The sequence below is a fragment of the Bdellovibrio sp. NC01 genome (assembly GCF_006874625.1).
In the GTDB taxonomy this organism is placed as follows: Bacteria; Bdellovibrionota; Bdellovibrionia; order Bdellovibrionales; family Bdellovibrionaceae; genus Bdellovibrio.
This window is the reverse complement of the sequence record NZ_CP030034.1, coordinates 3,837,712-3,857,937: the sequence shown is the minus strand read 5'-3', so window position 1 is coordinate 3,857,937 and position 20,226 is coordinate 3,837,712. Positions and strand designations below refer to the sequence as shown.

Annotated in this window: 20 protein-coding genes; 4 read left to right on the top strand and 16 right to left on the bottom strand. The window is 44.2% G+C overall.

The genetic code is table 11. The features are described from left to right. The 9 genes from DOE51_RS18485 to rpsB all read right to left on the bottom strand — a co-directional run bounded on the left by DOE51_RS18485 (position 1) and on the right by rpsB (position 8,251). Entirely contained in the window at positions 1 to 966 is a 966-nt protein-coding gene (locus DOE51_RS18485) for a P-loop NTPase (protein ID WP_142697998.1), read from the bottom strand. 17 nt (positions 967 to 983) lie between these two features. Then, positions 984 to 1,688: a tRNA (adenosine(37)-N6)-threonylcarbamoyltransferase complex dimerization subunit type 1 TsaB gene (gene tsaB / locus DOE51_RS18480; protein ID WP_142697997.1), complete on the bottom strand. Its 705-nt coding sequence runs from the start codon at positions 1,686 to 1,688 to the stop codon at positions 984 to 986. Then, positions 1,685 to 3,361, bottom strand: coding sequence for an RIP metalloprotease RseP (gene rseP, locus DOE51_RS18475; protein ID WP_142697996.1), 1,677 nt, complete (start codon positions 3,359 to 3,361; stop codon positions 1,685 to 1,687). Before rseP ends, tsaB begins: the two co-directional genes overlap by 4 nt. 76 nt (positions 3,362 to 3,437) lie before the next feature. Next, positions 3,438 to 4,271 (bottom strand): phosphatidate cytidylyltransferase, encoded by an 834-nt coding sequence (locus tag DOE51_RS18470; RefSeq protein ID WP_142697995.1) that lies wholly within the window; start codon positions 4,269 to 4,271, stop codon positions 3,438 to 3,440. After that, the gene (locus DOE51_RS18465; protein ID WP_142697994.1) at positions 4,243 to 4,974 is read right to left on the bottom strand and encodes an isoprenyl transferase; all 732 of its coding nucleotides are present in this window, start codon (positions 4,972 to 4,974) and stop codon (positions 4,243 to 4,245) included. The genes DOE51_RS18470 and DOE51_RS18465 overlap by 29 nt, the downstream gene beginning before the upstream one ends. A gap of 13 nt (positions 4,975 to 4,987) precedes the next feature. Beyond that, positions 4,988 to 5,554 (bottom strand): ribosome recycling factor, encoded by a 567-nt coding sequence (gene frr, locus DOE51_RS18460; RefSeq protein ID WP_142697993.1) that lies wholly within the window; start codon positions 5,552 to 5,554, stop codon positions 4,988 to 4,990. 14 nt (positions 5,555 to 5,568) lie between these two features. After that, positions 5,569 to 6,282, bottom strand: coding sequence for a UMP kinase (gene pyrH / locus DOE51_RS18455; RefSeq protein WP_142697992.1), 714 nt, complete (start codon positions 6,280 to 6,282; stop codon positions 5,569 to 5,571). Position 6,283: 1 nt separating this feature from the next. Beyond that, on the bottom strand, positions 6,284 to 7,213 hold the full coding sequence (gene tsf, locus DOE51_RS18450; RefSeq protein ID WP_142697991.1) for a translation elongation factor Ts: 930 nt from the start codon (positions 7,211 to 7,213) through the stop codon (positions 6,284 to 6,286). A gap of 111 nt (positions 7,214 to 7,324) precedes the next feature. Then, the gene (gene rpsB, locus DOE51_RS18445) at positions 7,325 to 8,251 is read right to left on the bottom strand and encodes a 30S ribosomal protein S2 (protein ID WP_142697990.1); all 927 of its coding nucleotides are present in this window, start codon (positions 8,249 to 8,251) and stop codon (positions 7,325 to 7,327) included. 407 nt (positions 8,252 to 8,658) lie between these two features. Between rpsB and DOE51_RS18440 the strand changes: the two genes are divergently transcribed. Continuing rightward, positions 8,659 to 9,894, top strand: a complete 1,236-nt coding sequence (locus tag DOE51_RS18440; RefSeq protein WP_246845186.1) for an ATP-binding protein — start codon at positions 8,659 to 8,661, stop codon at positions 9,892 to 9,894. On the opposite strand, the gene DOE51_RS18435 is transcribed toward DOE51_RS18440, so the two are convergent. From DOE51_RS18435 to galU, 5 genes are read right to left on the bottom strand one after another with little or no spacing between them, the layout of a single operon-like run. Further along, the gene (locus DOE51_RS18435) at positions 9,889 to 11,049 is read right to left on the bottom strand and encodes an FAD-dependent oxidoreductase (RefSeq protein ID WP_142697988.1); all 1,161 of its coding nucleotides are present in this window, start codon (positions 11,047 to 11,049) and stop codon (positions 9,889 to 9,891) included. The genes DOE51_RS18440 and DOE51_RS18435 overlap by 6 nt on opposite strands. A 54-nt stretch (positions 11,050 to 11,103) precedes the next feature. Continuing rightward, positions 11,104 to 11,937, bottom strand: coding sequence for a CFI-box-CTERM domain-containing protein (locus DOE51_RS18430; RefSeq protein WP_142697987.1), 834 nt, complete (start codon positions 11,935 to 11,937; stop codon positions 11,104 to 11,106). 38 nt (positions 11,938 to 11,975) lie between these two features. After that, positions 11,976 to 14,012: a primosomal protein N' gene (gene priA, locus DOE51_RS18425; protein ID WP_142697986.1), complete on the bottom strand. Its 2,037-nt coding sequence runs from the start codon at positions 14,010 to 14,012 to the stop codon at positions 11,976 to 11,978. Beyond that, on the bottom strand, positions 14,009 to 14,863 hold the full coding sequence (locus DOE51_RS18420; protein WP_142697985.1) for a hypothetical protein: 855 nt from the start codon (positions 14,861 to 14,863) through the stop codon (positions 14,009 to 14,011). The genes priA and DOE51_RS18420 overlap by 4 nt, the downstream gene beginning before the upstream one ends. A gap of 25 nt (positions 14,864 to 14,888) precedes the next feature. Next, positions 14,889 to 15,770, bottom strand: a complete 882-nt coding sequence (gene galU / locus DOE51_RS18415) for a UTP--glucose-1-phosphate uridylyltransferase GalU (protein WP_142697984.1) — start codon at positions 15,768 to 15,770, stop codon at positions 14,889 to 14,891. 130 nt (positions 15,771 to 15,900) lie between these two features. Between galU and DOE51_RS18410 the strand changes: the two genes are divergently transcribed. Beyond that, on the top strand, positions 15,901 to 17,223 hold the full coding sequence (locus tag DOE51_RS18410; RefSeq protein WP_246845185.1) for a hypothetical protein: 1,323 nt from the start codon (positions 15,901 to 15,903) through the stop codon (positions 17,221 to 17,223). Here the strand turns inward: DOE51_RS18410 and DOE51_RS18405 are convergent. Further along, a complete protein-coding gene (locus DOE51_RS18405) occupies positions 17,220 to 18,329 on the bottom strand; it encodes a M23 family metallopeptidase (protein WP_142697982.1) in 1,110 nt (369 codons plus the stop codon). The genes DOE51_RS18410 and DOE51_RS18405 overlap by 4 nt on opposite strands. On the opposite strand from DOE51_RS18405, the gene DOE51_RS18400 reads away from it, so the two are divergent. Both DOE51_RS18400 and DOE51_RS19385 read left to right on the top strand, forming a co-directional pair. Beyond that, entirely contained in the window at positions 18,328 to 19,149 is an 822-nt protein-coding gene (locus DOE51_RS18400) for a hypothetical protein (RefSeq protein WP_246845184.1), read from the top strand. The two genes, DOE51_RS18405 and DOE51_RS18400, sit on opposite strands and share 2 nt — an antisense overlap. Positions 19,150 to 19,185: 36 nt before the next feature. Next, positions 19,186 to 19,314, top strand: a complete 129-nt coding sequence (locus DOE51_RS19385; RefSeq protein ID WP_256373172.1) for a hypothetical protein — start codon at positions 19,186 to 19,188, stop codon at positions 19,312 to 19,314. A 296-nt stretch (positions 19,315 to 19,610) separates the two neighbouring features. Here the strand turns inward: DOE51_RS19385 and DOE51_RS18395 are convergent, their stop codons facing one another. Then, on the bottom strand, positions 19,611 to 20,138 hold the full coding sequence (locus tag DOE51_RS18395; RefSeq protein ID WP_142697980.1) for a hypothetical protein: 528 nt from the start codon (positions 20,136 to 20,138) through the stop codon (positions 19,611 to 19,613). Between the last annotated feature and the right edge of the window lie 88 nt (positions 20,139 to 20,226).

Below are 20,226 nucleotides of genomic sequence, written 5' to 3'. Positions count from 1 at the left end.
TTATACTACGGCGCGAAGTTCCTCAGGATCAATAAGTTGTTTGCACGTCGCTAAGAATTGTCCCGCCAGCGCTGTAAACGGTTGCGCTACAAGCACGTGTTCGCGGCCTTTCACGGACTGCCACACAGCGTTGTCGAACTCGATACCAGCGACGTAATCTAGACCAAGGTCGTAATACTTATTGCACACACTTTTGATCGAATGCCCTAGATCCATGTTAGTTTGGCTGCGAGCAGAGTTCACAATCAAACGAACTGGGTTAGATGACATAGTTTCAAAGAAGTCGTATTGAAAACCTTCTTGTTCTTTCAAGTATGAACGGAACGAGAAAGGCTTCGCCAATGTTCTTTGACGGTGACTTCTTAAAGTTGAAATCATTTGTCCGTAAGCATCTGGTGTCGCATTTTGTTTTAACGAATGACAAACATAAGCTTCGATAAAGCGATATGTTTTTTCGATGCTTGTTGGTTCCGGCGAAGTAACTAAGAATTTTTCATCAGCAGATTTGAACAAATCAAGATGCGGTTCCAAAGCACCAGCACCCAAATCAACGATCACATAATCAGCGCGAAGTGACTTCATTTCCGGAATCAAGTTTGCAATTTGCACAGAGTTGAAATCAATCGGAGTCCACGAATCCCAGAAGCCTTGCACATAAGACAAGTTTGCAAACTGAGTTGGAATAACAATTTCTTGCAGAGTTTTGACGCCTTCAAAGAAATGGCGAATGTTCATGTGTGAAGGATTCACACCCAGAGTTGTGTGGATGTTTGCACCACTCAAATCAAGATCGACAACAACAACCGAATGACCCAGTTTAGAAAGAGTAATTCCCAAACTTGAAGAGACAAACGTTTTTCCAACGCCGCCTTTTCCAGAAGCTACAACCCAAACTTTAGCTGGCGAAGAAGAATCGCCGGATTTTCTTGGCACGAGTGTTTCTAAGTTGTCGTTCTCAAAGTCCATAAGACCGCCCTCATCATCTACTTGAGTGGAGAAATTAAAATTCCTTTTTTTGTCTCTTCGGCTTCAGAGGCGCGAATATAAAGAGGAACGAAAGATTTCCAATCTAAGGTCTGCCCTTTTATTGCGCGTTTTTCCGCCATCAGAGCCAAGGTTCTCGCGTGAGGAAAGTCCAGGAGAGCGTGATCCCTATGCATTTTCAGTTTCAATTCTTCGGGGAAATACTCGTGATAAGTTTCCCAACCATCGCCAACAACAGTCACGTCGCGATCGATGTGTTTAGAAAGTTCACGAACGGGAATGGCGTCAGGACCTTTCAAATAAGTCGGCTCTTCACCAGACATATCGAATAAGCCTAAGTACACCATGTTCTTGTAAGCATTGATGATTGCTAAAACTGGATACTGTGATCCGCGCGCTTGTTCAGCCAATAACATCAATGAATCAATCGTGATCAAAGGTTTATTGAACGAGTAAGCAAACGTTTTCCCAGCATTGGCAGCAACACGAATACCTGTGAAGCTACCTGGGCCTTGGCCCACGGCAAAGGCATCAATATCTTCAAGCTTAATTCCAGATTTTGAAAGACAGGATTCAACAAATGGAGACACGATTTCGCTATGAGTTTTTTGGCGCAGAGAATTTTCCTCTGCCACCAATTTTCCATCGATAACGACCGCGACACCGCCAAGATGGGTGCTGGTCTCCATTGCTAATATTTTCATAGACCTAATAAACGAGTGAAGTCATTAAACAGAGCGAAGATCATTAAGCTCATCAGTAATGCCAAGCCCACTTGTTGTGCGACTTCCATTTTCTTCATGCTTAAAGGTGCGCCCTTTACGAGTTCGATTACATAGAACACCAAGTGACCACCGTCAAGCACTGGCACTGGAAGCAAGTTCAAGATGAACAAGTTCACAGAAATAATCGCCATCATTTGCAAGAACTGAGTCATACCGATTTTAAATGTTTCACTAGCAGCTTGGCCGATAGACAAAACACCACCGATATTTTTCGGAGAAATCTTCGCTTCAAACAAACGCACGAAGCTCATCACCGTCATGACCGAAACATCCCAAGTTTTTTGAGTACCGCGAGCAAGGGCTTCGATTGGGTTCGAGAACTTCACGGTCATCAACTCTGGAGCGGCCATGTTCACAACTGGCGCGATACCGATTGTGTAGCGTTTTTCTTCCGCACCACTAGAGTTCATTTGTGTCGTCATTTTCGGAGTGATTTTCAAATCAACATTTTGATTGTCGCGTAGAACTGCAACACTCACTGGATTTTTGCCGTCGAAAGATTTGATGTTATTGATAACATCTTCCCACTTCGCCAAAGTCACATTGTTGATTGCAACAAGACGGTCGCCCTCTTTCAAACCAGCCGCAGCTGCAGGGGAGCCTTCCATTACTTTGCTGAGGTAAAGTTCTGAACTTTCAAGACCCAAGCTTTGCATTGAATATGATTTGATCGATTCAATCGGAGCCATTGTGACCGTGATTGGTTTTTCTTCCTTATCACCTTCACGCACGCCCATCACTTCAAGAGTCAAAGTGTCTTTGGCATTCAATTTTGCAAATGCAGAATCAAGTTGTCTCCAGTAAGTCACTTTTTGACCATTGATTGAAGTCAATGTGTCGCCAGTGCGCAAGCCCATTGCGTAAAGCGGGGAACCTGCTTTAACACCAACAGTTGTGCCCGCAGACATCGGTGTCAAACCTTCAACAGTCGCAACATAGTCGTAACTGCTAAGAACGTTTGGATTTGGTTCTGCTTTTGCGTTAACGGAAATCTTAGATTGCTCTTGCGAACCTTCATGTTGAACCACGACGTCCAAGTGCAAATCACGATTTTCTTTTTGCGAAAGAATTTTTTGGAAATCTTCCCACGTGTTGATCGCTTTATCGTTCACAGTGATTAAACGGTCCCCTGAACGGAAGCCCGCTGTGTAAGCCGCTGTCTGTGCAGATACGTCACCAATCACCGGAGTTTTTGCATCTTCACCCATCATCGCGACAGCGAAGAAAATGAAGATCGCAAAGAAGAAGTTCATCAATGGGCCCGCAAGAACGACAGCAATTCTTTGCCACACGTTTTTGTGAGTGAATGAAACTTTTTTGTCTTCTTCGGCAATCACGTCGCCTGGTTGTTCACCAAACATTTTTACGTAACCACCAAGAGGAATGATTGAAAGAGCGTAAGTTGTATCGCCCTTTTTATATTTCAGAATTTTTTTACCGAAGCCCAAACTGAACACTTCGACACGTACACCACACCATCTGGCAACCATGAAGTGACCAAGTTCGTGGATAAAAATCAGAACCCCGAGTAGAACAACAAACGGGACGATTGCAGATAGGCCTTGATGTAGAAAATTTAGAATCATATCCATCCGTTCATTCTAGTAGTGTGGAACGGATGTGAGCTAGGAAATTACAATTTTATTGCAGGGGCGCTCGACTTTTCTCTTACGACAAAAGGTGAGACACGATCACAACACCGAATAAAACGACCGGAGCTGCAAATAATACGGCGTCAATTCGATCTAATACGCCGCCGTGGCCAGGCATGATTTTACCGGAGTCCTTAACATCTGCGACTCTCTTTAGTAAGGACTCAAAAAAGTCTCCAAATTGGCCGACAAATCCTGAGACAGCCGAAAGTCCTAAAATGAAACTCAACTTATAGTCGCCCAATAAAAACTTCCAGCAGATTAAGCCCGCGATCAAAGAACCAAAGATACCGCCAACAGAACCCTGCCAAGTTTTCTTCGGCGATACGTTCGGCATCACCTTATGTTTGCCAATCAACACACCAAATACGTAAGCCAACGTGTCCCCGGCAAACACAACACCCAAAAGGAAAACAAACCAATACAAGCCCTGCATCAAATCTAAAAGTCTGAATGCAAACGCCGGCATCAAACCGACATAGACCAAACCTAGAACCGATTTCGCTTGAAAATCAGCGATGCGCGAAAGTTCGCCCGTTTTGTGAAGCGCTAACAAACTAAAGATGCAAAGAAGAACAACGGAAAGAGCAAAAGTAAGAACACCGATATTCAACGCAACACTTGTCAGACCAAATGTTAACCACGTGAAGATCATGTACGAGATTTTCAAGAACCATGACGATTCTTTTTTAAATGCGATGCCAACGAATTCCCATGAACCAACAGCAACCGCAAACGCGATCATGATTTTAACGCCATCGATTCCAAGGTACATGTACAGGCCAACGATAATGGCCAAGGCTAGAAGTGCAGAGACCGCTCTAGTTAGAAAGCTTTTCCAAGTTGTCATTCGTCGCGACCTTCCCATAACGGCGTTGTCTTACTGAAAACGCGTTGAGCGCTTCATCTAAGTGAGCCTCTGTGAAGTTCGGCCACAATGTTTCAGTAAAGTAAAACTCAGAATAAGCAGCCTGCCAAAGAAGGAAATTAGACAATCTTTGTTCGCCACTTGTTCTGACAATCAAATCAGGATCAGGAGTAGGGTAAGTGCTTAGCGATGTGCTAATCAAGGCTTCATCGATATCGTCAGGAGCAATATGACCATCAGCAATTTGCTGAGCGATTTCACGCACGGCCAATGTGATCTCTTGGCGAGAGCCATAGCTCAAAGCAAAGACCAAGTTCAGGCCTGTGCACTGAGATGTAGCTTCGGCAGCCGATTGAATAGCTGAATGAACGTCAGATGGAACGCGCGACAAATCACCGATCACAGAAAAACGAATATTTTCTTTTACTAGATTTTCTGTTTCACGACGCAAGTAACGACGAAGAAGTTTCATCAAGAAAGAAACTTCAGTCTGAGGACGGAACCAATTTTCAGTAGAGAAAGCATAAAGAGTCAGATTCTTAATGCCTTTGCGAGAACACGCCGTAATGATTTTTTTAGCGACGCGTGTTCCTTTGATATGTCCAAACGTGCGCGGTTTGCGCTTGAGCTGAGCCCAACGACCGTTACCATCCATAATGATTGCAATATGCTTAGGTAGAGTCATGGGCTCCTAGGACCTAGATCGTTAAGATCGACTTTTCTTTTTCGTCAGCTACTTGATCAACTTTCTTGATCATATCGTCTGTCGCTTTTTGGATGTCAGCTTCTGCTTTTTTAGCTTCGTCTTCGCTTAATGGAGTCTTTTTATCAGCCTTCATTTTTTTGATTTCGTCATTGGCATCACGACGAGCCATACGAACTGCAACACGAGCTTCTTCAGCGATCTTCTTAACTTGTTTTGCCAAGTCTTTACGACGTTCTTCAGTCAAATCTGGAACTTTCAAACGAATCACTTTACCGTCGTTCATTGGAGCCATGCCCAATTCAGACTTGATGATGGCTTGTTCGATATCTTTAAGGATAGAAACTTCCCAAGGCGCGATAAGGAAAGATTTAGCATCTGGTGTAGAGATAGATGCAACTTGAGAAAGTGGAGATGGATTGCCGTAGTAATTTACGCGCACGTTATCAAGCATAGAAACTTGAGCACGGCCCGTACGGATCTTTTTAAGTTCTTCGCCCAAAGCAGCCAATGATTTTTCCATTTGTGCTTGAGCATTCTTTTTCACATCAGCGATTGCCATAGATGACTCCTGTTTTATTGTACGAGTGTACCGATGTTTTCACCTTGAACGGCTTTCAGGATATTTCCTGGAACCATAAGGTCAAAAGTAATAATTGGAAGTTTGTTATCCATACACATACTGATCGCAGTAGAGTCCATGACTTGCAAACCGCGGTTCAATACGTCGATGTAGCTGATCTTGTCGAATTTCTTCGCGTCAGCGTGTTTTGCAGGATCTTTATCGTAGATACCATCTACTTTTGTCGCCTTCATGATAACTTGAGCATTGATTTCCATCGCACGAAGGGACGCCGCTGTATCTGTAGTGAAGAAAGGATTTCCAGTACCTGCACCGAAAATCACCAGACGGCCTTTTTCAAGGTGACGAATTGCTCTGCGACGGATGTAAGGTTCAGCGATTTCAGCCATTTCGATAGCTGTCTGAACACGAGTAGGAACACCGGCTTTTTCAAGAGCATCTTGCAAAGCCAGAGCATTGATACAAGTCGCAAGCATACCCATATAGTCTGCACTTGCGCGATCCATGCCTTCAGCCGAAGCGGCAACACCACGATAGATATTGCCGCCGCCGATTACTAGACCTATTTGAACGCCTGATTTGTAAGCTTCTGCTACGTCTTGCGCGATCTGTGTGATCGTCGCAGTATTGATACCAGTCCCTTGCTTACCAGCAAGAGCTTCACCACTTAACTTTAGCAATACGCGCTTATAAACAGGCTCTTTCAAACTAGTGTCCTTTCATTTGCGCAGCAACTTCAGCTGCGAAGTCGTTAGACTTTTTCTCGATACCAGCGCCCAACTCAAAACGTACGAAACGTTTTACAGTCACGTCAGTGCCAAGCTCTTTACCAACAGATTTCGCCAAATCAGAAACTTTCATGTCTGGATTTTTAACGAAAGCTTGGTCCATCAAGCAGTTTTCAGCCAAGAATTTACGGATTTGACCATCAACGATTTTTTCGATCATTTCTGGTTTTTTGCCTGATTCAAGGTTTTTAGCAGTCAAAATTTCTTTTTCTTTTGCAACTACGTCTGCTGGGATTTGGTCAGAAGAAATAGCCATTGGGTTCATAGCAGCGATGTGCAATGAAACGTCTTGAGCAAAAGTTTTCAACGCTGGATTAGAAACAGCAGCTGGGTTAGCAGCAGCAACTTCAATCATAACGCCGATTTTACCTTCACCGTGGATGTACGTGTGAACCAATGTGTTTGCAGTCGCAGTGTATTTTTCGAAGCGGCGGATAACGATGTTTTCACCGATAGTCGCGATTGCTTCTTTCAACATGTCGCCAACTTTTTTAGTTGGGTTTTTGTGGAATGCTTGCTCCAAGATATCGCCAACTGCGTTTACAGCGTTCAATACGTGGTGAGCAACGTCAGTAACTAGGTTTTTGAAACCATCGTTACGAGCAACGAAGTCAGTTTCAGAGTTGATCTCAAGGATCACACCTGTGTTACCAACAACTTGTGCGAATACAGTACCTTCAGCAGCGATACGGTCAGCTTTTTTAGCTGCAGCGCCAAGGCCTTTTACACGCAACCATTCAACGGCAGCTTGGAAATCGCCAGAAGTCGCTTCAAGCGCCTTTTTGCAATCCATCATACCTGCATTTGTTTTTTCTCTTAGCTCTTTAACAAGAGTAGCGGAAATAGACATTAGGAAGTCTCCCTCAAAAATAGGTTTTTTAAAGAATGAAAAACGAGAACAGAAGGGGCAAACAAAGAGAAGGGTGGTCAAGCCACCCTTTCTTCACTTATCTGACTGAGACTACTCAGCAGATTCGTCTTTGTTTTCAAGCTCAGCTTGGATCTCAACTTCTTCTGCTGTACCAGCAGCAACAAGTTTACGACCTTTGTTGGCTTTAACAACTGCAGGGCCTGCAGATTTTTTAGGAGCTTCTTTCGCGCCAGCTTTTGCAGGAGCACGACGTTTAGGAGCTTCTTTTTCTTCGCCTTTAGCTTCTTTAGCAACGTCTGATTGTTTATCAGTCATTGTGCGAAGTTTTTGTTCCCAAGTTTTAGCGCCTTCAATGTAAGCGTCTGCAACTAGGTTAGCGAACAATTTGATAGAACGGATAGCATCGTCGTTACCTGGAATTGGGAAATCGATAGACTCTGGATCAGAGTTTGTATCAGCGATACCAACAACAGTCATACCCAAGCGTTTTGCTTCAGCAACTGCGATGTGTTCTTTTGGAAGGTCTACTACGAACATAACAGAAGGCATTTCTTTCATGTCGCGGATACCGTTCAAGAACTCAGACAAACGAAGGTATTCTTTTTCGATTTTTGCGCGTTCTTTTTTAGTAAGGTAGTTGAATTCGCCTTTTTCTTTCATTTGATCAACTTTGCGAAGACGATCGATAGATGATTTGATCGTTTCGAAGTTAGTCATCATGCCACCCAACCAACGTTTAGTAACATAGTACTGACCGCATTTTGCAGCAGCTTCTTGAACAGGCTCGATAGCTTGTTTTTTAGTACCTACGAAGATCATACGGCCGCCGTTAGCAGCGATTTCTTTTACGTAGTCAGCAGCTTTGTTAGCGCGAACAACAGTCTTTTGAAGGTCGATAATATGGATACCGCCTCTAGCTGTGTAAACGTAAGGTTTCATTTTTGGGTTCCAACGCTGTGTTTGATGTCCGAAGTGGACGCCAGCGTCTAGCATTTCTTTCATGGTAACTTGTGCCATGGTAGTACTTCCTTTCTGGTTATTCCTCCTCTTGTGCAGAGCCAGCTTCTTTTTTTCGCCGGAAGACTCCCTTTTTCAGTACTTGGGAGACCAGTTAGTGCTCAAGAGTGTGTTATTGTTGGACTCACGGGATATCATAGCCCCCACCGCAGAGCAAGAACTCTTTGGAACGTCTCGTCCTGACTGGATTTCATTACATCAGGCCCTATAATATTAAATATTGTTTATATATTCCGCGTCATGCACGATACTGGTTCATATAAACAAAAATTACCTCTATTTGGGACGTAGTCGGAAGGGTAAATATGCTTCGTGTTTCGGCAGATGTCCTGCCTGAGGTTCGCGCGATCTTTGATCGGCTGTCTCAGGAAATAGGCAGAAGAGTAGATAGAGCCTTTGGAATTCTCATGGGAATTCAATGGTTTGGCGCTATTCTTGTGGCCTGGTTGGTGAGCCCCAGAACTTGGATTGAAAGTTCGGGTTCTAGTATTTCCTCCTTATTATTGTCGTTTGTGTTGGGCGGATTGTTCGCGGTTCCGTCCATTGCTGCGATTTTCTTAGCTCCCGGCGAGCGGGTCACTCGTTACATCATCGCGACCTCGCAGGTTCTGTTTTCGGTCTTATTGATTCATTTAAGTGGCGGTCGCATCGAAACCCATTTTCATATTTTTGTATCGCTGGCCTTTTTGGCTTTCTATATGGATATGGGAGTTCTGTGGTACGCGGGCACGCTGGTGATTATCGATCACATGCTACGTGGGCAGTTTTACCCGTTGTCGGTGTATGGTCAGTTGGGAGCTTACGGCTGGCGTTGGCTTGAGCACGGCGGCTGGGTGCTGTTTGAAAACTTCATCTTGTGCATGGGTATTTTTCGCATCCGCCAAGAGTTGTGGGGAATGGCTTCATCGAAACACGATCTGATACTTGCCAAAGAAGAAGCACAACGAGCCTCAGTCATGAAATCGCACTTCTTGTCGAACATGAGCCATGAAATCAGAACGCCTTTAAACAGCATCATCGGTTTTGCAGACTTACTTTCCGAATCCAATCTTGAAGGCGAGCATCGCGAATTCGCTTCCACCATTCATCGTTGTTCTGAATCTTTGCTTGTTCTGATCAATGACATCTTGGATTTTTCAAAAATTGAAAACGGTCTTTTGCAAATCGATCGTCACAAATTCGATGTTCATCAACTTCACAAAGACATCCATCATATGTTCAACATGAGCTGCCGCGAAAAAGGTTTGGCTTTGCAAATCAAAGTCGGCGAAAACGTGCCCAACGAAGCGGTGGGGGATTCACATCGTTTGAAACAAATTTTGGTGAATCTTGTTGGCAATGCCATCAAGTTTACAGAACGCGGAAGTGTCTCTGTGTCTGTGGAAAAAGATGCGGATAACGAGCGTTCGTACAAATGGCGCGTGACTGACACCGGAATTGGTATTGCTCCGGAAAATCAGAAGAAATTATTTAAATCATTTTCGCAAGAACATGCATCAACGTCGCGCAAATATGGCGGCACGGGTTTGGGTCTTGTGATTTCGAAAAACTTGATTGAGCTGATGGGCGGGAATATCGCTGTCGACAGTAAAGAGGGCGAAGGAACAACGTTTTCCTTCACCCTTAAACTTGATGAATTATAAAGAAGCTTCTTCGAATGAAGGAGCTGCAGTTTCTTCTGCAGAAACTGTTTCTGGGATTTCAACGTCTTCGACTTTGAAGCCTAAAGATGCCACTGTCATTTCTGCTTGAAGCAAAGCACCCACTAGGTTTTTTTGCTCGTTCACAGTTGATGAAGCGATCCACAAGTTTTCAAGGCTTGGGATAGTCATGTTAGCACTCAATTTGATGTCGCCATTGCCTGCGATGATTGGTGAAACGAAGATACGTTCCAACTTCACATCATCCAAAGCTTCTGGATAAGCGCGTTTGATTTGACGTTTGATTTTCTTCAAAGTCAGACCCACAACTTCGCTGTCATCCATAACTTCTGACTCAATAAATGTGATCCATTGTGAAGCTTGAAGAGTTTGTCCTTCAACTTCTACAGCCGGCATAAATTGACCAGCGCATGGACCGATTTCGTCTTGAGTTGTGCCATTTAATACGTGCATCGCTGTCGATTCAGTCACTGCTTTTGAGTGACAGATATCCAAACACAAAGCTGTCCAGTAAGTATTTTTACCAAGCTTCGAACGCGCACGAACTGAAATAGCATCTTCAGGAAGAAGGAGTGCAAGGTCCTTCACTGTGCCCGCAAAGATGAAGTTGTGAGCGTGAAGAGTTTTAGAGCCATTGATTGTGATCGAAGTCACTTTGTCGCCTTCTTGATGAAACTTCGTTACGTAAGAACGAGGCAAGAAGTCGCCAGTGAATTTTTGCATCAACATTTGAATCCATTGGTGTGGCTCTACCGCAAGGTCGATACGTTTTGAAGAAGTGAAGTAGTTCAACTCTTCATAGAACGCTGGTGGATTTTCACCAAAGCCCAAGAAAGTTTTAAAGCCACCTGCTTCGTAAGTGATAGGTGCTTCTTCAGAAACATCAGCAACGATTTTCGTCGCTAAGAGATTTTCCATGAATTTCATCGCTTTTTCAGAAAGAACAGAATCAGGTACGAAGCGAAGACCGTTGTTGATAGGACCGGTTGGGAAATTGATTTGCTTATTCACGCCGCCGGCGAAATCAGCACCGTCAAGCAAAGCGATATTGCTTGTTTCACGGCTAAGTGCCGCCGCAATGCTAAGTCCTGTAAGTCCGCTTCCAATAATTGCATAGTCGTAGATATGTTGAGCCATGCAAATACAATCCCGAAAAGGTCGAGTCTTTGCAAGCCTCAAACATGGGAAAACTTAGCTAACGCATTTAATCATAAGACGGAGAATCGCTCGCACTGCGGGTTTGAGCCACGGTTGCTTATCGAGTAAGCAAGCAATCGCAGGGGAGTGCTTATAATAAAGGGCGATAAAGCGACGTCCCCAAGAGGTGTTTCTTAGAGTGAAATCTCTGAATACGCGCAACTCTTGAACTTCGAGTGACTGCGGACCGAAAGCAGACGTTGCGATAAAACAACGTGGTCTTTCTTTGTCAGACATCTTCAAGAATTGTTTTACGATATTTGGATTTCTTGCCGTTTTCGCAAATGACTCTGCTTTTTTAATGATGTCTGGATAAATTGGCGTGAACTGAATGAACATGGCCAATTGTTTTGCAGCATTAAGCATACGATCTTGATATTTTTCATTCGTATCGTAAATGCGTAGCAAGTCCCAGTAAACCGAGGCGACCACAGTCAGTTCTGTGGTACGAGCTGATTCTTTGAAAGCTTCAGGACGAAGTTTTTCACCCTTCTTCACTTCAAAAACGATATCCAAGATTTTCAGATATTTTTCGTAAGAAATTGCGGCATCGGAATAAAGTTTAGAGCCCATCGACATGCGCGCTTTTTTAATAAGCTGCACGCGACTTTTCCAAAGTTGCAAACGATGTTGTTCACGTGCGCGTTCTTGCGCCATCAACACACCACCGCTGCTTGTGGCAACGGTTCTGCGCAAATCAGAAATACAACCCGCACAAACTTGCGGTGGCAAATTTGTTTCTCCTGCTGCCTGAAGTTTTGAAACCAAGTCAGGATCAAGAGGGTGCAGTTCTGTAACTTGTATTCCGCAGCGCGGGCATTGGATCATTTAAACCTCAAGAGTAGATTCTAACTGAGGCTTAGTTGTTAAAGCAAATTCATTGGATCAATGTCGACCAATATTTTTACTCCCGAAGGAACCCACTCCTGATCTCCAAGGAGCTGCCTCGCAAATGGATTCACAATACTGTTCTGATTTGTCTTCAACAAAAGATGATATCTAAACTGGCCACGCAACTTCGCTAGAGGGGCCTCAGCAGGTCCTAAGACTTCCATAGACGCATATTGCGGGAATTTTTCCTTCAAACTCTGCGCTCTTCTTGCCAAAAGTCGTGCGGTTTCTTCAACTTTCCCAAGATGAGTCCCTTGAATTCTCATACCCACAAGTTTACCTACCGGTGGATAGTTGAGGGCTCCTCGGATCATGAGTTCATTATTTGCGAATCCTTCATAGTCATGATTGCGTGCGAAAGTGATACTCTCATGTTCCGTATTGAAAGTTTGAATGATGACGTAGCCCGGACTTTCGCCTTCTTTTACGTGACGTCCACTGCGTCCACTCATCTGTGTGATCAGTTGGAAACTTCTTTCGGTTGCACGGAAATCAGGGAGATTGAAGCCGACATCAGCCAAAACTAAACCGACAAGTTTGAGTTTTGGAAAATCCAAACCCTTCGCAATCATCTGTGTTCCAACGAGAATATCAATCTCGCCTGTTTCCATATTGCTGATCAGTTCTTCAAGATCGGCGCGACTTTGAATTTCATCGCGGTCCGCACGTGCGATTTTTTTACCTGGAAAAAGACGAGTCAGATCGTTTTCAAGAAGCTCGGTTCCTAAACCGATCGCTTCCATTTCGCCTTCTTTGCAGTCAGGACATTTCGTTTTGAACTGTTCGTGATAGTCACAGTAGTGACAGATTAAATGCGAACCTGCATGTAATGTGAGTGAAATATCGCAGTTCGGGCATTCGCGCGTGTGACCACAAGCAGGACACACCACCATCTGCGCAACACCACGACGATTCAAGAATAAAGCGGCTTGATCGCCTTGATCTAACACCTCATGCATTTTTTCAAAAAGCTCGGGACTTAACCAGAATGGCAGGTGCGAATATTTTTGCACCATCATTTTCTGCTTATCATCGTCGGCCTTTTGCTGACGTAAATCGATTACTTCAATCGTAGGCAATGCACGTCCAGCCACACGATTTTTCAACGTGTGCAGGTGATATTTTCCTTCTTGTGCATTCTTCCAAGTTTCTAAGCTCGGAGTGGCAGAGCCAAGAACGACAGGACAATTCATCATTTTACCAAGCATCACAGCGGCGTCGCGGCCGTTGTATTTTAATTTTTCATCTTGCTTGAAACTTGGTTCGTGTTCTTCGTCGACGATGATTAAACCTAAATCCTCAATCGGGCAGAACAAAGCTGAACGTGCGCCAATCAAAATAGATTTTTTGCCATCGACAATGTCCCACCATTGATTCGTGCGTTCACGATCTGTCAATTGCGAGTGAGTGGCTGCGATTTTATCGCCAAAACGACGCGCGAATCGTTGCACTAATTGTGGTGTCAAAGAGATTTCGGGAACTAGAACTAATCCGCGTTTGCCTTCTTTTAAAACTTTATCCAGCAAGCGCAAATAAACTTCGGTCTTACCAGAGCCCGTCACACCAAAAAGCAAATGCGTAGAAAAGCCTTCGTGTTTCGAAATGTCTTCAAAACATTTTTGTTGTTCGGGTGTCAGATCTAACTGCGTGTCGGCTTCAAGTTGCGGAATAACCGGCGCACGTTTGCTTGCACGCGTTTTTTCCTGCTTTTTCAAAGGAGGAAACGCCGATTGCACCACTTGACCAACGGGGTGAAGATAATACGACGCCAGCCACTCAAGCCATTTTACAAATGGCTCGGGCAGGGGGCGATATTCTTCATCAATCGAATCAATACTTTTGATTTGAAATTCAGGAAGTGTCTCGGTCGGGCCTAAAGCTAAGCCCTTTACTTTTCTTTTTCCTAGAGGCGCATTAACTAACTGGCCTCGCTGTAATGGTTCAGAGAAGCTGTAAGTGAGAGCCTCTGGAAGGGGAGCATCGACTGCAACCTTCCACAGCTTTTCACTCATCTGTACCTCGAGTAGAACTCAATAACTGCGTCTTTAGCAGGAAGTTTTTCAATGCCAGACAAGTTCAAATTGCTGTCGATTGAAGACGGTTGGAATAAGTTTGCAGCCGTATTGGGGCGAGCTGAAACACTGATTAGACGAATATTCACAGTGTTGTTGCCCCAGCGAACCGTGCGTGCACGAGGATAATACAAACCTTTTGCGAATTGATTGTAGTTATCCGCCGTCATTTCAACTTGGCTTGGCAAACGAACTTTGCGAACCACGAATTGATCTTGCTCGATCCAGATTCCAGGGTTGTTTGCATCTTGACCCACTGGAGTCGCGATACCCAAAGCATAATTTGGTACGCCACCTGTGCGTGAATAGCGAACCCATGATTCTGGTTCGTATTTAATTTCTGCAGCCGTTTTCGGCATTGGTTTTTTATTGAACGCTGTCGTTGGAATCATTTTATAGTGAGCAAGGCTTGTCGCAAAAACTTCAGGGCTTCTGAAGTTCAAAAACTTTTCAAGGAAGTCGTCAGAAATACGATCTGCTTTTTTAGAATTGCCGATCATGCTGTGACGTTGACCACCAGCGTACACAAATTGAATTTTGAAAGTGTTCTGAAGATCTTTACCGCCAGTCACAGTCAAACGCATTGTGCGATCACTATCGATCAACCAAGTTTCTTTCAAGTGAAGTGTGTCTTCACCATTTGCAAATTGCACTTCTTGTTCAATTGCATAAATACCAGAGCCCGCATTTTCAGACGTTTTTTGCAGGATCGTTCTTGTCGGCATGATGTAAGCGGATGCGACTACGGGTAAAAGTCCCAAAGCTGCAATTGCCATCCACATTTTTTTCATACGGGCCTCTTATTCTGTCAAAGTTCTAGAAAGTCTTAACTAGGTCGTGAAGGTAACTCTTTAATTCTTTACTTAATTCAGGATTCTTCAAGGCTAGTTCGATGTTTGCCTGCAAATATCCAAGCTTGTCACCCGCATCGTAACGATCCGAAGTGAATGTCATGGCATTTAGACCGCGTTGTTCACACAAAATCTTCATGCTGTCAGTCAGTTGGATCTCACCGTTCAAAGTCGGTTTCGCGTTTTGCAGGATATCCATGATCGCATTGTCGAAGACATAACGACCTGGCAGGGCCCAACGGCTTTTCGTTTGTTCTGGTTTAGGTTTTTCAATCAACGAATTCACTTTGAAGAAGCCAGAGTTATTTTCTTCGACTTCCGCGATACCGTATTTTGAAACGTCTTTATCGCCAACTTTCATCACCGAAATAGTTGAAACGCCAGTTTGTTCGAACGATTTTACCAAACGTTCAGTGACGTTCGGTTCGCCGTTTGCTTCCATCGTAATTTCGTCACCCAAAAGAACTGCAAAGGGCTCTTTACCGATGATCGGAAGACCGCACAGAACTGCATGTCCTAAACCCAAAGCTTGTTTTTGGCGAATACTGATGATGTTGGCTTTGTCGCGAATTCTTGTTACGCGTTCCAATAGCTTTTCTTTGCCATCTTTCGCAAGTTTGTCTTCAAGTTCGTAAGAAGTATCGAAAAAGTCTTCAATCGCGTGTTTGCCACGGCCAGCGATAAGGACGATGTCCTCGATTCCTGCTTTAACGGCCTCTTCCACCACGTAAAGAATGATTGGCGCGTCTACGATAGTCAGCATTTCCTTGGGAACCGTTTTAGTTGCCGGAAGAAATCTTGTACCTAAACCCGCTGCTGGAATGATGGCTTTTTTTACTTTTTGCATCCCTTATTTTTCTCAAACGTTTCATTCTAAGACAAGCCATAATGAGCGTTGTCTTAACTTGAGAAATCACTTGTGTTTTATCAACTAAACTCCGATGAGTCTGATAGTCTATAGTTCGGGGGAATTGTCCATGAAAGTACGTTTGAATAAAGCGACGTGGCGTGCGTTTGGAGGCATCATCGCTTCTGGCGTTCTTGTCGTGTCGTTTCAAAACTGCGGTAAGGCGGGTTTTGACTCATCACTAGATGATGAGATCAGCTCTGCAGCGGTCGATGCGGCGCTTTCAGCTAAATACGGTTCCGCAACCGGAGCCAAAGTAGCTGCTATTCCATTCGCCTTCGACGCGACGGTCGATACGATCACTTACAACTCATGTGCTGAATCTTCACTGACAGGTCAGGAAGCGTTTTTCTCGTTAAAAGCAGGCGCTTACTCGACGGGCGGCATTAAGTTGAATGATGCGTTCTTCACTTACGTGGATAATCCAGACAATTTCAAGCCAAACTATCCAGCAACTACAATCAGCAAAGAGCAATACGCGAATTTCTTAGCGGACTCGCCAGCGAATAAAGACGCTGTTGCGAACTTGGCAATTCGTTCGAAAACAAATTTATTGAATGTGTACTCGTCTTCAACTTCAGTAACTTTGGGTACGGATGTTGTTGGTTTAGCTAGTACTTTGACTGATTCGTTGATCATGACAAGTTTGAACACGGCGAAAGCTGCTCCGTATATCAGCTATTTCCCATTCTCTCCAGATGCGCGAGTTGTTGAAGCGACGATGAAATTCAATACGGATCAAGGTATCGCGCAAGGCTTTAGAAACGTTCTTGCGAATGACGGCGCTCTTGTTCTTTCTTATTTAAACAGTTCTTCAGATCCAAATGTGATTCGTGGTCCAAGCTCAACGTCACCGATGAAAACGGCTTACGGTCGCGCATATAAACTTGGTTTTGGTCAACCAGCGAATCGTTCTGCGGAAGCTTCGCGTATTTTGCCAGCGAATCAATTGCAAGGTATTACAGAGACGGATCTTTCAACAGGCTCAGTTTCAGGAAGTTGGAACTGTACTCGCCAGTATTTAGTTGTGCGTGCGCAAGATGCTGCGACTTATTGTCCAGCGGTGAACTATGCGACTTTAACTGGCAGTTACCTGGCTGAACTTGAAGTTGTTCGTCGCCAAATTCGCGCGGATCTATGGGATGTAAATCCAATCTTGAAGTGCGTGGTGCCTAAAGGTGGCGTGTCTTGTTATAACGAAGATCTTGTGAATGGTGCCGCTTCAGGCGTGAACTATTATACGACTTCAAATAATCCAGGCAGCACTGCTGGTACGCCAGAAGCTGTTTATGGTGAGTGTTTTAACTCGCTTCTTTCAGCGGGTGCCTATATGACGTCAACGATTCCAACGAAACGTTGCGGTAACTATATCAGCATTTGCACGCGTAACTAGTTTTTAGCTACGCGAGCTTCAAGCTGCTCTTCCATGTGATACGGATAAGCTTTGATGTAATTTAAAGGGTCGACCATTCGGCCCTTTGTTTTTACTGCGAAATGCAAATGCGCGCGAGTGCAGTAACCTGTACAACCAACCTCTGCGATCTTTTCACCGGCATTTACTTTCAGACCCTGACGAATCTTTTTATCAATCTTATAAAGATGATCGTAAGCTGTTTCCATTCCGTTCGAGTGAAGCAGAACGATGTAATTTCCTGCCGCGTGGTTATTGCCGTAACGAACTACAACACCTTTACGAGCAGCTAACACCGGTTCACCTTTTGGCAATTCAAAATCAACTCCCAAGTGAGGTTGTCTGCGACCCGTGATCGGATGCAGGCGATTCGGTTGGAAGGTGCTTGCGATTTTTAAGTAATTCACTGGTGCATACAAAGGTCTTTTTTCTAGCAAATCATCACTATTAAAGAAGACGCCACCGTCTGGATTTTTCACGAAACGTTTGCGCACGTCACGGCCGTCAATTTCCAACGACGTTTGCATAATTTCGCCGTACTTAATGAAGTGACCGCTTTCATATTTCTTTTGCACCGTGAACCAATAGTTTGCGCCACGTTTTAGATCCCGAGCCGATCTGATATCAAACGCATAGGCATCAGTGAAACGACTTGCGACGAAGTTGCTGTCGATTTTCGCAAGGATGCTTCCCAAAATAGAGCCGTGAATGCGACCGTCAATTCGTTCAAGAGTGATTTTGTAGTTTGGAATGTAGGGGAATGCGCTGACTTTGCCGCCTTTTTTCAAAATACGGAAAGCTGCTGCTGTTTGCGAGTCGAAAACACGCAATTCAGTTTCACCTGCATCACGGCGCACTAAATATTTTGTATCGAGAGTCAGGAAAAGTTGGCGTAGGCCTGCATGCGAACTCAAAACTACTTCGCGCTCGCGACCCGTGAAACCATTTTTCGCTAGAATTCCGATCAATGTATCGCCAGAACGAATAGGTTTTGCAGCAAAGTTGTTGTTTGCCGCCTGGACCGATTGGTAGGATGTCAGTGCTAAAAGAAATGCACACAGCTGTCGTACAACGAGGTGAATCATCATGCTCCGTCCTTTGAGCTTAATTAAACTTCCTGTTTTTTTACTTGTTTATCTTAGCCTGAACGTGGCTTCGGCCCAAGTTTATAACTCCTCCATCTCTGCCGCGAGCGGTGGAACTGGCCGTGGGTCTATAGAGCCTGGCGATGCCCTTTTGTTAAATTCCGCGACTTTGCCACATCTCAAAGGTCGTTTTCTTTTCACTTCTTTTGCGAAGGACGAATTTGCAGCGAGCTTAAGCGATAACACCACTGAAAGTGTTGTGCCTGCGGGGCTGTCTTACGTACAAAAAAAATCGACAAGCAGTTTTGGTGATTTGAAACAGCAAGACATCGCGGTGACGTTAGCTGACTTCGTGGTTGAAAAATTCTCGATGGGTTTAACGGGCCACTACACTGAACAAAAAATCCCGAACGCATCGTATTCGCAAACCAACGTGGATTTGGGCTTCCTGTACACGCCGTTTTCAAATCTGGGGATTGGGCTTGTGGGGTACAACCTTTTGGGCGAGCAGGACAATATCCCGAAAGAGTTTCGTGAAAAAACCTCTGTGGGGGCGGGATTTAACTTTATCTACCAAAATTCCATCCGTTTCCGTGTCGATGCGACTTCAGAGTCCTTTTATGGGGTCGGATTGGAGACTTATTTGAATAAATTTATCATCACGCGCTTCGGTTATTCGAACGATACCGACGATTCTAGGCAGCTTTTGACCGCCGGAGTTGGTTTTAATGGCCCTAGATTCCAAATAAACTACGCCTATCAGGGAAATACTGAAAAGTCTGGAGATTATAGGCATTCGGTTGACTTGGTGATTCCGTTTTGATAACTAACTCGTTCTGTCAATAATAAGAGGTGAACAATGGCTTCTAAAACAAAAAAAACTGAGTACATTCGCGAAAAGAAAAAATCTACTAGCGGTAAAAAACGTAAAGCTGCTCTTCGCACAAAAGGCTCTACAAAATCTGCTAAAGCTCTTTTCAAAGACTAGTTCTTTAGTAAATTTAAGTATTTAGATAATAAAAAAGCCTTTGGTCAAATGGCCAAAGGCTTTTCCTTTTTGTCTTTTTCGAATTCTTAGCGAGCTTATTCCAGCTCGTCGATGCCCTGGTCGATGCCCTAACGGAGTCTTTTGCTCTTTTCGAGCATCAACTACTTATATTTAAAAAAAGAAAACCCACCACCTCTTCGAATTTTATCGAAAAGGTAGCAGGCTAAGATAGATCCCACTAGGTGGATCGCCAAGACGCTAAGAAGAGTGATGACTTCTGATTCTGGCAAGCAGAACTAGCACGCCATTCCGCTGTTGTATTCAAGTTCGCAATCCATGATTTGCGCATCCATATCCAATGTCGTTTTAGAATCTAGCTGCATGTAGCCTTTAAACACGCCCTGGAATTTCGCTTTACCATTTGAATCGCTGCACTCGTCATTGGCCTTTTGCAAATCCCATTTCACTGGGTTGCCATCCATATCGAAAGCTTGAACAGTTTGCGGAATCGCTTTCACCGTGAAGTTGCTGTATTGCGGATCACGTACACCCGCAGTGACATAGATAATGCCCATCGGTGAATCGTGGATTGTTTCACCAAACGTGTTCTCTTCATCTTCAGGGCGGAAATTGTATGTCTTGCCTTGGTAAGTGACATCCATCAACGGTGCCATCCAACCAGTGCTGTTGAAGCGGTGAAGTCTAAATGCTGTGACGCCATTTTTCGCAGTACAAGTCAGAGTGTTTGTGCCCGGGTGAGCGAAAGCTGCTGGAGCCAGAAAAAGAGTTGTTACTAACATCGAAAAGAATGCTGAAAGTTTCATATAAATCTCCGTGGGTTTGGTTATTAACTTGAAGCTTTTCTATGCGACGCAATTCGTTATGTAAATTAGATGTATTATATGATATCTA